The organism is Moorella sp. E308F (assembly GCF_006538365.1).
Classification (GTDB): Bacteria; Bacillota; DSM-521; order Neomoorellales; family Neomoorellaceae; genus Neomoorella.
The window spans coordinates 1,244,237-1,259,858 of the sequence record NZ_BJKN01000001.1 but is presented as its reverse complement, the minus strand read 5'-3'; the positions used below and the strand labels follow the sequence as shown (position 1 = coordinate 1,259,858).

Below are 15,622 nucleotides of genomic sequence, written 5' to 3'. Positions count from 1 at the left end.
CTCCCCTTCGACCTAGGCTGTATGGTTCTCCACCAGCCTGACCCGCCGCGCCCGTTTGATGTGACATATGGAAATGGGCCAGGGAGGAAAAGCGGCTTGGCCTTCCCCTATCAGGTTCAGGCGCGCCGCAGGACTTCCCCGGCAGAGCACCCTGTAAGCTGTCCATCTTTTACTGCCACCTGGCCGTTTACCAGCACCCAGCGTACCCCGGCAGCCAGCCGGTTGGGGTTAGCCCGGGTGGCCCGGGAGGCAATAGTTCCCGGGTCGAAGGCTACCACATCGGCTTTATAGCCGGGTACCAGGAGACCGCGGTCCTTCAACTCCATCCGCCGCGCCGGCATGGCTGTCATTTTATGAATAGCCTGCTCTAAAGAGATAACCCCTTTATCTAAAACGTATGTACGCAGGATATGGGGGTAGTTGCCGTAAGCACGGGGGTGAACAGCTCGCCCCAGGTTGTCAAGCCCGCTGTCGCTGCCGATCATTACAGCCGGGTGCTGCAGGGCAAGGATCAAGTCGTCTTCGCTAATCGAGTGGCGTTTGCTTCCCAGATCCCAGCTGGAAAAAGTGTAGCCGTAGACATCGGCGGTTACATCCAGCCCTCCCTGACGGGCATCATCCAGGAGGCCCAGGACCCGCTTCATTTTCCCCCAGTTGCGCTGGAAGGAGGTCTTGATATGAGAATACTGCACCGGGACACTTGCCTGGTGCCCTATTTCTAAAGCCTCTTCTACGGCTTCCAGTACCCGGTCGCTCTCGCTGCGGATGTGGGTGGCATAAAACCCGCCGTACTGTTTTAAAACCTGGCACAGCTCAACCAGTTCCCGGGTCGTAGCCAGGGTCTGGGGCCAGTATTCCAGTCCCACCGATAGACCAAAGGCCCCCTCCTGCAGGGCCACGGCCAGTTTGTCCTGCATAGCTGCCACTTCGCCGGCACTGGCCTGCCGCCCTTCCCTGGCGACAGCCGCCTGCCGCAGGTGTTTGTACCCGGCCAGGATACCCAGGTTGATGGCCAGTTTATGGATACCCCCAAGGAAGGAGCCTACCCTGTCCACCGAAGTGCCGCAGTTACCGCCCAGGTGGGTCGTTACCCCCTGAAGCAGCAGCATCTCCGCTCTGCCGCCGGCGGCCAGGTACTGTTCAGTGTGGGAGTGGACATCAATAAAGCCGGGACAGAGAACCAGGCCCCTGGCATCTATTTCTACTGCTCCCGGCGCGGCCTGGAAATCTCCTACAGCAGTGATTTGCTTCCCTTTAATGCCAACACTGCCGGAGTACGCTTTATCTCCCCTGCCGTCGATAATAAGGCCACTGCGGAATACAAGGTCGCATTCTACCGGCTCGGGTAAAGGGGGGCTTTGCCCTGCCGGCGTTCCTGGTTTCCCTGTCCCGTTTTTATTGCCAGCTGATATAATCCCTGGCATCAACCCCAACCAGGACAGATAACCCAGGGCCATCAAGGAACCGGTTCCTAATAAAAACTGGCGCCTGGATATTTGCTTGCTCATAGTAATACAAGTATTCGACGCCAGCAGGCAAAAATCCTACCCTATTGACAATCTGTTTGAGAGATAATTGCTAATTATGACCAGCTTTGCCTGTAATAGATTGTGAAACGGTTTGCCGGGGTTTCCTCAACACTACATGTTCAAGGAGTATACTTCCAAGGGTTCCTACAATGACGCCGTTGCTCAATATGCCTGCCGCCCACCCCGGGATCTGCTCCCACTGCGAGTGCGGCAGGAGCATAACGCCGATGCCAGAAAGCAAGCTCAGGCCGATAATAAAATTCTCCCGTAAAGTAATCTCCTCGCGTACCATGTCCCGTAAACCAATCATTGCCAGGGAGCAACCTGATACCAGCAGTACTGCTGCCGCAACAGGTTGGGGTACACTCCCGGCCAGGGCACCCAGCGGGGGAAACAACCCCATGGCTATAAATATAACACAGGAAAGTATAAAGGGCTTTGGCGATTTATTTCCCGAAAAGGAGATTAAACCCGCAGATATGGCGAAAGGTATAGTTCCTATCCCGCCAAAAGCGCCGGCTAAAAAATTGGCTGTACCGCTCATGGCCAGCCCGCGGTCGTATTTTTTCAGCGGTAAACGTTCACCTGTGGCAGCTTCCAGGGCTGCCATACTGCCGACAACATTGGGAATCAGTAAAAGGCCAAGCAAAAGGAATGAAACTACGCTTCCAATTTCGAAGCTAGGCGGCCCCCACAGAAATAAGGACGGCAGGGAAAACCATGCGCTACCACCCGGCAGGATAACTTCACCTGCTAAAAAACTTAGCAGCCAGCCAAAAGCTACGCTCAATATAATGGCGCTGTTTTTAAGCAGCCCCCTGCCATGAAGGGTAAGGTAGATTACCATCAGCAGTACCAAAAGACCGATTATAAAAAGCTTTAGCCCGCCGCTGGCCAGGCCTTTGATCCCCACGCCGCCAATCTGTAAACCCAGCAGCATCAAAAGTATCCCGGTGACGCGGTTGGTAAAAAAAGAACGTGCCCACTTAATCAGGCCGATAGACCCAAGTACAGCCAGGGTCAGGCCGGCAACAATCATCGCCCCTTCAATATCTGTCCGGACGCTGGCCAGGGGTCTCCCCATTTCCTTTGCTATTCCTGCCAAAATTACACAAGCAGTCCACCAGGGAGCCGCCGGACCTTCGATAAGCAATCCCCCGTGGCCAAACCTTATTTGCATTAAGCTGGCAATGCCGGTCAAGAAGAAAGTCAACTGGCTCAGCTTACCGATTTCCGCAGGATTCAGTCCCAAAGCGTTACCCACGACTATCGGGGCCGAGATAATTACGCCGATATGATAGACAATCCATTGCAGGGCGTACAGGACAACAATTCCTTTCTCCTTCAATGCAAATTGCTCCTCCCATCAGCCATCCGGAGGCTGGAGGCAAATATTGATACTCATGGGCTTTGATAAATTGGAATAAGCCAGTATGAGTTTATAATACCTTAAATTCTACACATCCATCAAGGAAATAGAGATAGGCATCCTTGACACTACGTTTAAAGATAACTGCTACTGCCCGGGCGTACAATTGCACCTGCTCCCGGTAGGCGGCCAGGGGGTCGGGGGGGACTCGGCCCGTCTTGAAGTCCAGGAGCAAAAAGCCGTCTTCCTCGTCTACCAGGCAGTCGATGATGCCCTGGACCAGGATGATTTCGCCGGCGGCCGCTTCCGCCGGCAGGCCGGGGTAGAGCCCGGCGGCGGGCACGGCCAGGGAAAAGGGCAGTTCCCGCTTTACCTTCTCCGGGCGGGCCAGGAGGCGCCGGCCCAGGGGACCGGCAAAGAAAGTGACAATGGCGCTGGTATCGACGGCGGCCGCCTGCTCCGGCGTCAGGATCTCCCGCCCTACCATTTCCTGCAGCAGCCCGGCCAGGCTTTCCCCCGTCACCGGTTTGCTTAAGTCCACGTGCTGCAGGACCAGGTGGGTGGCGGTGCCGCGCTCGGCTGCCGTCAGGCCCTGGCTGGCCTGGAGGAAAAGGGGCCGGCGGGTAAAACCGTCGCCCCCGGGGCGTACGGGGGTATCGCCCTCATTAAAGACATCAAAGCGCCGCTTCAGGTCGGTGACGGCCAGTTTAACCGGCAACGCCGTCAGGGGCTGCCGCGGATATACCCAGGAAAGGCGCCGGTCTACCTCCTGCCGCAGCCGGGCGTGGTCAGCCTCTCCCCCGGGTGCTTGCTCTTCCATTCCGCGACAATTTACCGGGCTGTATCCTGGAACGGCGGCAGGTTCCCGGGGCACCTCGCCCGTAACGGCAGGCAGGGCCGATGCCTTTACCACTTCTACCTGCCAGCAAGACGGGTCATCCAGGAGACAGCCTTCATCTATCCCCGCCAGCTGCCGCAGGGGCGCGCCGTGGGCATGACGGGCCAGGGCGGCAGCCAGCCAGTCCAGGGGGCTTCGCGCCCGGGCCGTGAGCATGGGGGGAAGCTGCTCTCCACCAACAAACAGGCCGGCGCACCAGTTTTCTGCCTGTTTGGGCAAATTTCTGGCCGAGCCCACCAGGATGAGTTTCTCCCGCGCCCTGGTCACGGCGACGTAGAGGATGCGGACTTCTTCGCTTAAAGCTTCCAGGTGCAGCCGGTGGGCTGCCGCCAGGTAAGGCAGGGTGGGGTACTTGATGCCGGCAGCGGCATCAAGGTACAGGGGCAGGAGGCCCAGTTTGCCGTGGAGGAGGACATCGCCGGTGAGTTCCTGGAAGTTAAAGCCTTTGCCCAGGTCGGCCACGATTACCACGGGGAATTCCAGTCCTTTGGCTTTATGAATGCTCATGACCCGGACGACGTCTTCATTTTCTCCCAGGGGGCGGGCCGTACCCAGGTCGCCTTCATTCTCCCGCAGCCGTTCGATAAAGCGTAAAAAGCGAAAGAGGCCATGGCGGGCAAAACCCTCGAACTGGCGCGCCCGGTCCAGGAGGGCGCGTAAATTGGCCTGGCGCTGGGCGCCTCCCGGCAGGCCGCCGGCAAACTCCAGGTACCCTGTTTCCCGGTACAGCTGCCATATGAGGTCCCCCAATGGCTGGCGGCGGGCCATGGTCCGCCACCTTTCCAGGCGGGCTAAAAACCCCCGCAGGCGGGCGGCAAGGTCCTGCTGCCCGGTTTCCGGGCTGGAACCATCCTCCCCAGCCCCGGCGGCCTTCATCACCGCGGTGAAAAAATCTTCCCCCGGGGCCGCCAGGCGGATGCGGGCCAGTTCCGCAGCCGTCAGCCCCACCAGGGGAGAGCGCAGCACGGCTGCCAGGGGGATATCCTGGTGGGGGTTGTCGATCACCCGCAGGAGGGAGAGGATAGTTTCAACTTCCGTGGCGGCAAAGTAACCGCTGCCCAGGTCGGCATAGGAAGGGATACCCCACTGCTGCAGGGCTTCCAGGAATACCGGCGCCCGGTCCCTGGTGGCCCGCAGCAGGATGACTATGTCCCGGTAGCTTAGATCCCGGTAGGTTTTGCTTTCCGGGTCCCAGACCTGGAACTCCGGCCCGGGCCGTTCCGGGGTCCCGTGAACCAGCTGCCGGATGCGCCGGGCTACGAGCCGCGCCTCCCGCTCCAGGGCCGTTAATTCTTCCAGATCCATTTCCCCGGCCGCCGCGCCTGCCGGGTCCACCGCCCCTTCCCCGGCTCCGGCCGTATCCTCGCCAGGGTCTGCCCCGGCCTCTCCTTCCAGCTGTCTCTCCTGGATATATACTTCGATGGCCGGCGTTGCCGCCGCCGGGTGTTCCGGGTAGCCGGCCTTTCCCACCAGGGCCGCGGCGGCGTCGTACTCCAGTTCTCCCACCAGGCGGGAAAAGACCTGACGGAAAATGAAGTTAACGCCGTCCACTATCCCCTGGCGGCTGCGGAAATTGGCTTTGAGGATAATGCGGCGGTTTAACGCTCCTTCCCTTTCCGGGTACTGGCTGTATTTGGCCAGGAACAGCTCCGGGTTGGCCAGGCGGAAACGGTAGATGCTCTGCTTGACGTCACCGACCATAAAAAGGTTGGGTTTGGCAGCCGGCTGGTTCCCTGCCTGGCCGGAAGCCCCTCCCGGCCCGACACAGGAACAGGCTGCTTCCTGCCGGGAAACCAGGGTCAGGATGGCGTCCTGGATGCTGTTGATGTCCTGGTATTCGTCTACCAGCACCTCCTCAAAGCGCCGGCGCAGTTCCGTGGCTACGGCCGAGGGACGCAGCTCGCCGGGGGCGGCCTTTTCGTCCAGGAGGACTTGCAGGCACAGGTGCTCCAGGTCGCCGAAGTCCACCAGGCCACGGCGGCGTTTCAGTTTTGTGAAGGCCGTGTCAAAGCGGCGGACCACCTCCACCAGGGCTGCAACCAGTTCCCCGGCCCGCTCCAGTTCGGCCCTGATGGCAGCTTCATCGCGGCAGAATTCTTCCTGCAGTTCTTGCAGCAGCTTTTTCGCCTGGTCCCGGTACTGGACGGCCTTTTCCTTCAGCCTTTCATCCACGCTGCTGCCCCGGACGGCTTTCAGCCTGCCGAAAGTAACGGACGAAATCCTCTGGTACAGCTGCTCCCAGGTAAGACCGCCCATTTCATCCAGGAGGCCCCTTACCTGAGCTTCCTCCCTTTCCAGGTTGTCCAGGTAGACGGCCGGGCCGCCGGGACTGGCTGCCAGCCTGGAGGCCTGGCGCAGGTAATAGGCCGCTTCCTGCAACCGCAGGGCAATTACTTCTTTAATCTCCCGGTACCAGGGCAGCGCCTCCAGGGGGGTACCTTCAGGTACGCGGTAAACTGCCGCCGCCTCCGCCAGCCAGGCTTCCGGCCAGGGGAGGCTCCGGGTAAAATGCCAGACCTTCAGCACCAGGTCCACCAGGTTGGCATCACCGCGACCACCCAGGCTGTCGGCCAGGTCGGTTATGGGGCCTCCCTCGGGTTCGGCGGCAAAGCACTCTTCCAGCACCTGGTCCATAACCTCCAGCTGCAGGAGGTCGGCTTCGGCCGGGTCCATGACCTTAAAGCCCGGGTCGAGGTCCAGGCGGTAAAAATAGGTCCGGACGACCCAGAGGCAGAAGGAGTGGATGGTGCTGATGTGAGCGCGGTTCAACAGCAGGAGCTGGCGCCTTAAGAATTCATTTTCCGGCTGCCGGGCGGCGGCCGCTTCCAGGGCGGCCCCTATCCGCTGGCGCATCTCGGCAGCAGCGGCCTCGGTAAAGGTGACCACCAGCATGTTTTCCAGACTAATCGGCGCTGCCGGATCCGTCAGGCGCTGGATAATCCGTTCCACCAGGACGGCCGTCTTGCCGGCACCGGCAGCGGCAGCCACCAGAAGGTTGGCCTGCCGCGCCTGGATGGCGGCCAGCTGTTCCTCCGTCCAGGAACGCTTCTGATATTCACCCATCACTTCAGTTCACCTTCCCCTCCGTCCCCCGTCAAGAAACTCAGGGCTGCCTTCCAGAAGTCTTCGCCTTTCAAGCGCGCCAGGCGGCGGTAGGTACCTCCTGGTATCTGGAGGTCAAAGCAGCATACCGGCCGGTAGGGACAGAAATCACAGCCCGTGGCCTTATCCTGGCGATAGGGGCTGATCTCTATCCGGCCGGAAAGGATGTCCCCGGCCAGACTTGCGGCCCTGGCCAGGGCCAGGGCCAGGAGCAGCGTTATTTGCTCCCGGGTGGCTGCCGGCGCGCCCCGCCGCAGGCTCCCGTCTTTGTTCAGCCGCACGGGCAGGAGGTCCGGGGTCAGGTCGACTGCTTTATCCATGAGCCTGATAATCTCCGGCTCTGCCAGGAGCAGGCCGCGCATCTTCAGGGCCTGGCGGCGGAGCCTTGCCACCGCGGTGGTGTCCCGGACCGGCGCCCGCTGCCTTAAAATGGGGTTTCTGACGGCAAAATAGAGGATGCCGGCCGGTTCGGCGGCTTCACCCAGAAGCGCCGGTGCCGCTGCCAGGGCCGCCTGCAGGTACAGGGGCAGCTGCAGGGAAAGACCGTGGTAGACCCTGTCCAGTTCCAGACCGGTCTGGCTGCTCTTGTAGTCGATAACCCGCAAGTAAGCCCGGTCCTGGTAACGGGCGGCGTCGATGCGGTCCACCCTGCCTTCCAGGATGACCTGCCTGCCGGGTACGGCCTCCAGCACCAGGGGCGGCAGGTCTCCCCGCATGCCAAAATAGGCCTCCACCGCCAGGGGCCGGAATTCTCCCCGCCTGGCGTGCTCGTTCAGGACCTCCAGGACCCGCTGCAGGGTCTGCTCGAGCTTTTTGCGGAGGTAGTTGTAGCGGGCGCTGCTGCTTAAAATCTCATGCTGGAGGGCCGGGGCCAGTTCCTCTATCACCCGGCTGAGGATAGCCGCCGCCTCCTCGTCGCTCACCTCGCCCCAGTCGCGGCCGCTGCCCGTTAATTCTTCCACAAAGAGTTTTAAGGCCGCGTGGTAAAACTGGCCCATTCCGGCCGGGTCCACCCGGTACATCTGCCTTTCCTGGAGTTTGAGGCCGTAGGCCAGGAAGTAGCGGAAGGGGCAGGCGGCATAGGTCTCCAGGCGCGAGATGCTGCTCCGTAAAGGCCCGGGGTAAAGCTGTTCTACAAGCCCGGGCTCCAGGGGCTCCACCTGGTTGTAATAATTGACGCCGCCCAGGAGGGCGAGCCACCTTTCCCTGTCCCGGTCCTGCTCCAGCCAGCGGTAAACCTCCTGCCAGAGGGCGGGCAGGGGGCGTCTCCGGCTTAAAATACGGGCCAGGTGGCCGGCCGCCTGGCGCGGCGTGGTCAGATAGACCAGGTCGGCCTCACCGCCCGGTAAATCCGGGCCAATGTTTTCTTCTTCTAAACCCGGCAGCAGCTGGCGCAGCCGGCGAACCAGGGGTGACGGGGCCAGGGCCCGGCCCCCGGCGTCGGCCAGGGGGTAGCTCAACCAGAGAAAACGCCGCGAGCGGGTCAGGGCCAGGTAAGCCAGGAACTCTTCATGGAAAAGCCTTAAAGAACCGGTCGGGGCCAGCTCTACCCCGGCCGCCTGCAGTTCCTCCCTTTCCCGGTCGCTGAAGGTGGCGTCTTCCGGCAGCCGCGCCGGCAGCATCCCTTCCCCCACACCCAGGACCAGGGCCGCCTGGAGTTCCGGCTGGCGGGAACGGTCCAATGTACCCACCACCACCTGGTCCAGGGCCGGGGGAATGAGCCGGAGTTTCAGGCTTTCCATGCCGGCCTCCAGGATGGCGGCATACTCCGCCAGCTCCATGGCAGCATCCCCCAGGGCCGTGATGAGCTCATCCAGCAGGTCCATGAGGCCGTCCCAGACCTGCTCGTGTTCCTGGGCGGCATCGAGGTCCCCGGCGGCCAGGGACTGCCGGTGCCATGCTTCCAGCTGCCGGGGCACCTGGAGCTCCTGCAGCAGGCTAAAAAGAGCGGCCGTGATCTCCCGCACCGTTAACGTCCGGCCCTGGACGGCCCGGTAAAAGCGCCGCAAATGCCGAGCGGCCCGGTCCCGGGCGCTATTGACGGCTGCCGCCACGGCCTCTTCCCTTTCATCCGCGCCTGGAGTTTCCAGGTCGCGGCGGCTTTTAAACTGCCAGGGACGCTCCTCCAGCCACTGGCGGCCGCGGATGCCGTGGGCCAGGACATAATTTTCCAGCAGGTCGACTTCTTCGCGGGAGACGGGTACCAGATCGCTCTTAAGATAGCGGAAGACGGGATCGTAGGCCCAGTTTTCCAGGACGGTTTCCAGGGCCGCCCGCACCAGCTCCAGGAGGGGATGGTGGCCTACCGGCCGGCGGCGGTCAATGAAAAAGGGGATGTTAAAGTCGCGGAAAGTATTGACAATGAGGTCGTGGTAGGGCTCCAGATCGCGCACCAGGACGGCCATTTCCCGGAAACGCAGGTTCTCTTCCCGGGCCAGGCGCAAAATCTCCCTGGCTGCCGCCTCGACTTCCAGGCGGGGGTTGGCCGCCGCTACCAGCCGGATGCCGCCCGGGGAGCCGCGCAAAGGTTTTAGAGGCCACCGGCCGAAATGGGCTTCCAGGTGGGCCAGGGCTGGCGTCTCCCGGAAGCGGGGCGGCGTACCCGTAAGCAAAACGTCGGCCTCGATATTAACCCCGGCGGCCCGGGCCAGGCGCTGCAGGCGGTGGTAGGTGTCGCCGGTGGGGTGGAAGAGCTCCGTCTCGCCCAGCTGCCGGTGCCTTAAGGCCGGGTCCAGGCAGAGGGTGACCGTCACCCGGCCGGCTGCGGCCATTAAAGCCTGGAGGACGGCCTCTTCCTGGGGGGTAAAACCGTTGAACCCGTCGACCCAGACCAGGGCTCCTTTAATAAAGCTTGCTTCCGGCAACCGCCGTGCGAGTAAAGTCAAATAATCGTCGGGATCCAGGTAGCGGCCGGCGAGATATTTTTCCAGTTCGCTGTAAATGAGGGCCAGATCGTGAAGCTTGCGGCCCAGGATGGTTTCCCCCCGGCCGGTCTCCCGGTAATGCTCGGCTACCCGCTTGAGCTCGCCGGGCTCAACCCGGTAGAGCTTTAATTCAGCGATGGTATGGGCGAGTTGCTCAACAAAGCCGGGACTGCCCGCCAGGGAAGCGAAAAGGGTCAAATCCCCCTGGCGGGCATTGAGAATGGCCCGCAGGGCCATACGCTTGCCCATCTCGCCCAGGTGGGGCCGGGCGGCGCCGCCGGCCTCCTGGAAGACCCGCCAGCCCAGGCGGCGAAAGCTTAAGACCTGGGCGCGGCTGAAGCCCGGGCAGGGGACGGCTCTATGTAAATCCAATTCCATCTGCAGGGTGGCCTGCTCCGGGGTAAGGATTATGAGGGCCGGGCCTGCCGGCCCCTCCGCCAGGGCGGCCTTTATTTCCTCAAGGCAAAAGCGCGTCTTGCCCGACCCGGCACGGCCCAGGACGAGACGTAAAGACAAGTTCAACACTCCCTTTTATGAACAAGCGGGTCATTAAGTAGCACTTAACAGGCTTCCCTGGCTTTCGATCTGCACCGGGGTTCCCCAGGCGGCAAAATCCGGGTCGTGGGATAAAAGAAGCAGCTGCCGCTCAAGGGCCAGGGCCGTGAGACTCTCCCGGATGCGCTCGCGGCGTTCAGCGTCACAGTTAACAAAGCAGTCGTCAAAGATAAAGGGCAGGGTTAAATCTGCGCTCAGAAGGTCGCCAATAGCCAGGCGCAAAGAGAGGTAAAGCTGGTCCTGGGCGCCGCGGCTGAGCTGGGCCAGGGCTACGGCTACGCCTCCTTCCCTGACTTCGACCTGGAAATCTTCAGTGATCTCTACCCGGCGCTCCTGCCGGCCCGTAAAGAGGTTAAAATAGCGGCTGGCAGCCAGGGCCAGCTCGCGGCGGTAGTTCTGGCTGTAATCCCGGGCCGCGGCTGCAAGCTCACGGTAGGCCAGGGCCAGGGCACCGGCCTCCAGCTCCAGGCGCTCCAGCTCCTTTTCCCTGGCAGCCAGGGTCTCGGCAACAATGGCTATGTTGGCGATCTGGCCGCCTTCCAATTGGGACTGGCGGCGCAGGAGCTGACGTTCTTCTTCTTCCAGCCCCTGCAGCCGGCCTTCCATTTCTAATATCCCTGCCTGGAGGGCCCTGTACTGTTCTTCCAGTTCCTCCCCTTTTGTTTCCCCTCCCGGCTCGGGCAGGCCCGGGTGCTCCCGGACCAGAGCCTGCCATTCCTGCAGGACGGCCATGGTCCGGTTGGCGGCATCCAGGTAAGCTGCAGCCAGATCTTCCAGGCTGCCTTCGCCCAGGAGTCCGGCCAGCTGCTCCTGCCAGCCCTGCCATTCCCGGGCCAGCTGTTCATAGCCCTGCCGGCGCTTCAGGGCTTTACCGGCATCCCCACCGGCCGGTGCCAGGAGGGCGGCCAGATCTTCCCGCAAGCCTTCCGCCTCAAGTTCCAGCTCCTGGATTTGCCCCCGTAAATCCTTAACTCTGCTCCCGGCAGCCTGCTGCTGGCCGGCCAGTTCCGCCAGGCGCTCTTTTATCCTCGCCGCCTCTGCCAGCAGGGGAGCAATTTCCCCGGCTGCGGTAGCCGCTGTAAAGGGGGCTATATGTCTTTCCAGCCCGGTGATCTTTGCCGCCAGGCGTACCAGGGCCGTCCGCCCCTCTTTATCCGGCTGCAGGAGCTGCTCCCGTTTTTCTTTTACCTGCCGGTCCCGGGCCGTCAATTCCTCCCACTGCCGCGCCCGGGCCAGGAAATCTTCCCAGGCGGATTGGTCCAGTTCCTTTAACCAGGTCAAAAGCTCGCCCACCGTGGCCGGGGCCTGCCCGGCCAGCCGCGCCAGGCGGGCCAGACCCGGCCACGGGGTTCCAAGGCCGGCCAGGGGTACCGTTAAAGCTGCCGGCGGCGGCGCTCCCACGGCCTTTATGGTAAAGGCCTCCATCCCGGCTGCCAGCCGCTCCATCTCTTCCCTGGCAGCCAGGTAACGGCGATAGGCTGCCGTCACATCGTTAAAGCGGGCGCTGATGGCGGCGGTAGCGGCCTGGAAGTCCCGAAGCGCCTTCTCGGCTGCTTCCAGGGCCTGCCGGGCCGCCTCTTCTTCAGCCGTGCCGGGCAGAGAAGCGGCCAGGGCTGCCAGTTCCGCCCGCGCCCGTTCCCGCTCCAGCAAGCGCCGGCGCAGCTCGCCCAGCTCAGCCGCCGCAGCCCCCGCCCAGGGGCCTAATATGGCATCCAGCTGCGCCAGCTGCTCCTGCAGGGCGGTAATTTCTGCAGTCAGGTCCAGGATGTCTCTGCCAGGACGGCCCAGGTAAGCTCCGGCGCCGCAGCCCAGGCCGCCAAGGAACAGGGCAACCGCCGCTGCAAGAAGCCAGCTGCCGGTGGCCAGCCCGGCTGCCAGGCCCGCTAGCAGGCCGGCGCCGGCCAGGGCCAGGGTTAAAACCTGCCTCCGGCGGCAGCCGGCTGCCAGGGCCGCCTGCCTGGCCGCTTCCCGGGCCTGGAGTTCGGCGAGAAGCCCGGGTTTATCTGTGGCGGCGTGGAGGGCTTCCTCTCCTAAAGCGTCCAGGTCGCCGAATTCCCGCCGGTACTCTTCCTCGCGGCGCCGGTAGGCCGCCTTTTGTTCCTCCAGGCGCCGGCAGGCTTCCCGGGCCTCCTTTTTTTCCTTTTCCAGGGCGAGCCTGGTTGCCTCATAACTGGCCACCAGGGCTTCCTTTTCCGGCGGCAGCCCGGCAAAGCAGCTTAAATCCCCGGCCAGTTCCGCTTCCAGTTTCTTATAGCGGTTTTGCTGCTCCTGAAAGCGGCCCCAGTCCTCCAGGAGCTGGCGCGCCGCAACTTGTAAACCCTCCAGGACTGCAGCCGGGCTGTTTCCCAGCACGCTGAAATCAGGCAGGTCGGCCAGTTCAGCAGCCACCTCTTCCGCCCGGGCCGCCAGTTCCTGTATCTGCCCGGCCAGCTGCTCCTGCTCTTTGAGGAGGCCCTGGAGGTCCTCCAGGTCCCGCAGGATGTCCGGGTGATTGGCCACTGCTGCCAGCTCACCCTGCAGCCTGGCCGTTAATGCTTCCTGTTCTTCATTTAAATCCCGGAGCTGCGCCTCCCAGTTCGCCGCCTCGCCCTGTAAGCGGGCTATTTCCTGCTCCAGCTCCACCAGGCGGTCGAGCTGGCCGGCGCTGCCTGCCGGGGCCGCGGCCCACTCGGGATACTGCCGGGCTGCCTCCTCCCGGTGCCGGCGGATCTTCTGTTCCAGCTCCCGGGCCCTCTCCTGGACCGCCGCGGCCTGCTGCTGTTCGCGCAGGACGCTTTTGTACCTCAGCTGCAGGGCCCGCCACCTATCCCAGGCCGCCCGCAGGTCCTGCTGTTTTTTTAGTTGCGCCCGGACGTTCTTAATTTCTGTCGCCAGTTCCTGGAGCCGGGAACGTATGACAGCCAGCTCCTCGATGGTGCTGCCGGCTGTCTGCTGCTGCGCCCGCAAAGCGGCAATTTCCGCCTGCAGCTCCTCCAGCCGGGCATCTTTGCGCCCGTTGTTGCCCACGCCCCGGTCGCCGCAGTAACGGGTCAGGGCCCTTAAGTCGCCGGCCAGTATTTTCAGGGCATCCTGATAGTGGCCGCCGCTGCCGGAAAGAAGCTTTTGCACCTCACTGCTTAAAGCCCGCCCTTCCGGTAGGGGCTGGCCCAGGCAGAAGGTGGCTTCAAAGAGCTCTCGGGAGGTAATGCCCAGAAAAGCAGTAAGGTGTTCGACATAAGCGGGGATTTTCTTATGGGCGCCGGGGTTGTGGCTCCCCCGCCAGACTTCCTCCCAGCCGTGATCGCCCCTCCTCTTAAGGGTTACCCGGTTGGTGCTGAATTGCCGCTTTATGGCGTATACCCGGCCGTCCACCAAAAACTCCACTTCTCCTTCAAACCGGTCCGGCTCTTCCCGGTTGGCAAAACGGGCGCTGCCAAAGGCTTCCGGGTTAACAGTGTTGGGCAGCCCGAAAAGGACGGCTTCCAGGCCGGCAACGAGAGTTGATTTGCCCTTTTCATTGGGGGCCACCAGGACGTTGAGGCCTTCCTGGAAAGTAACAGTCACCTGCTCCCGGTAGCAGCCAAAACCTGCCAGGCTCAGCCGCCGCCAGGTTACAGCCGGCATGACCCGCCGCCTCCCTTCAGGGCCAGGAGCCCGCGAAAAAGCGCCCGGCGCATTACCTCCGCTTCCCCGGGTCCCGTTGCGCCGGCAAGCTTTGCTTGCAGGCGACGGACAAAAAGGCCCCTGATGGTCGGCTCGGCGGCCAGGCTCTCCAGGACTTCCGGTGCCCACCCTTCCGTATCATTCACCAGTTCAAGGTAAGAACAGAGATGGCCCAGGCGGGCCTGCAGGCCCTCCAGATCCAGCTCAAAGGCAATCGTCCCTACCAGGCGCACTTGCATCAGGGCGCCAGGGTCAAGGGATTCCCTGATTGCCGCCTCCAACTCCTCCGGTTCATGAAACGCCGTAACATCCACCTCAACTACCCGCCAGGGCGTTACCTGCGCCGGTACCTGCTCCACCCGCGCCGGGCCGTCTCCCAGGGTGACTATGGTCCAGGAGCCGGTGCCGGGGTCGGCAAAACTCCTCCCGGCCACCATGCCCGCATAGCAGGCCCGGCCCCTGCCAAGCTGCTTTTGTCCCCCGCAGTGGATGTGGCCCAGGGCTATATAGTCGTAGCCGGCGGCTGCCAGGGCTCCCCCATCCAGGGGCAGGCTCCTTTCTCCCCCGTCCCAGTCCAGGGAACCATGGAAAACGGCCAGGTTTACCCCGTCCTCCCCCGCGGGAGGGAAATCCTTTAACGGGCCGTCAACCCGGCTGACACCGCCCGTGTAGGCCATGGCCATCAGGTGACAGGCATCGCCATTAATATTTAAGGTAGCCACTTTCGCCGGCATAGGTTCAGTAACCAGGAGGCCCGGCCAGCGCCTGGCTTCGCGGCGGTAAACCGCATCGTTATATGTAATTTCGTCATGATTTCCCGGCACCGTCACCACCCGGATACCGGCGGCTTCCAGCCGGCCCAATTCCCGGATGGTTTCCTCCACCAGGAAAGCCTCGGGTTGATGGTTGTCAAAGAGGTCCCCGGCAATGAGGACCATACTGATCTCCTGGCGGGGATCCAGGGCCAAATCTACGGCCGCCTTTAAAACCCCGTTGCGCTCCCGGCAGACTTCCTCCTGGAGCGGTGCCGGCAGGTCGGGCCGGTAGCCCAGGTGCAGATCCGCCAGGTGCAGGACGCGAAACAACGGCGCCACCTCCCCCACCTTTCTCATATCTAAAGATCACTTTCGCCATACCACCTGGATTTCCTGCAAAATGGCTTATTGCCGCCGGTCCCTACCGGGTATATATACTGGGGGTGTAACTTTTTTCAGCTTTTCAATACCCTAACATTACCGACCAAAATATCGTCCTGTTCAGAAAATTGGTATAATGTTACTCGTAAGACGGGATGTCCTGTACCGAAAAATGAAAATCTGTCCCCTACGACATGGGGTAACGGCAGCTTCTGGGCAGCAAAAGGGTATTTCAGCGTCTCCTTTTGGACCGGAAGCTACGTCCGGAAGAGGCCAGCTGACTGCAGAAAGTATCAGGTATTTTGAGGCAGCTCACATCTGATGAGTTTCGCTATTTCAAAACCTGGCTAAAAAGATCATCAAACCCAGAAAGCCCGGAGACTTGGGGGAAAAAGTCGAGCGTATGCTGGACGCAAGCAGTCACTGGGAGGTGGAGCAAATGATTTACATTCTGGAAATAACCCTGG

The 15,622-nt window shown here is 62.1% G+C and carries 6 protein-coding genes; all 6 read right to left on the bottom strand.

Features of this window, described 5'->3' with window-relative positions; translation table 11 throughout:
* Positions 1–116 precede the first annotated feature (116 nt).
* Positions 117–1,508, bottom strand: a complete 1,392-nt coding sequence (locus E308F_RS06270; protein ID WP_141264018.1) for an N-acyl-D-amino-acid deacylase family protein — start codon at positions 1,506–1,508, stop codon at positions 117–119.
* A gap of 70 nt (positions 1,509–1,578) precedes the next feature.
* A complete protein-coding gene (locus E308F_RS06265; RefSeq protein WP_141264017.1) occupies positions 1,579–2,877 on the bottom strand; it encodes a uracil-xanthine permease family protein in 1,299 nt (432 codons plus the stop codon).
* Positions 2,878–2,968: 91 nt separating this feature from the next.
* Positions 2,969–6,859, bottom strand: coding sequence for a helicase-exonuclease AddAB subunit AddA (gene addA, locus E308F_RS06260; protein ID WP_141264130.1), 3,891 nt, complete (start codon positions 6,857–6,859; stop codon positions 2,969–2,971).
* Positions 6,859–10,338, bottom strand: a complete 3,480-nt coding sequence (gene addB, locus E308F_RS06255) for a helicase-exonuclease AddAB subunit AddB (RefSeq protein ID WP_141264016.1) — start codon at positions 10,336–10,338, stop codon at positions 6,859–6,861. The genes addA and addB overlap by 1 nt, the downstream gene beginning before the upstream one ends.
* 33 nt (positions 10,339–10,371) lie before the next feature.
* Entirely contained in the window at positions 10,372–13,980 is a 3,609-nt protein-coding gene (locus tag E308F_RS06250) for an AAA family ATPase (RefSeq protein WP_141264015.1), read from the bottom strand.
* Positions 13,968–15,104: a metallophosphoesterase family protein gene (locus E308F_RS06245; protein WP_141264014.1), complete on the bottom strand. Its 1,137-nt coding sequence runs from the start codon at positions 15,102–15,104 to the stop codon at positions 13,968–13,970. The genes E308F_RS06250 and E308F_RS06245 overlap by 13 nt, the downstream gene beginning before the upstream one ends.
* Positions 15,105–15,622 lie beyond the last annotated feature (518 nt).

What these genes read in the sequence shown, in the direction of transcription:
- E308F_RS06250 (WP_141264015.1), bottom strand. Translation starts at nt 13,980, where the DNA reads ATGCCGGCTGTAACCTGGCGGCGGCTGAGCCTGGCAGGTTTTGGCTGC.
- E308F_RS06270 (WP_141264018.1), bottom strand. Translation starts at nt 1,508, where the DNA reads ATGAGCAAGCAAATATCCAGGCGCCAGTTTTTATTAGGAACCGGTTCC.
- addA (WP_141264130.1), bottom strand. Translation starts at nt 6,859, where the DNA reads ATGGGTGAATATCAGAAGCGTTCCTGGACGGAGGAACAGCTGGCCGCC.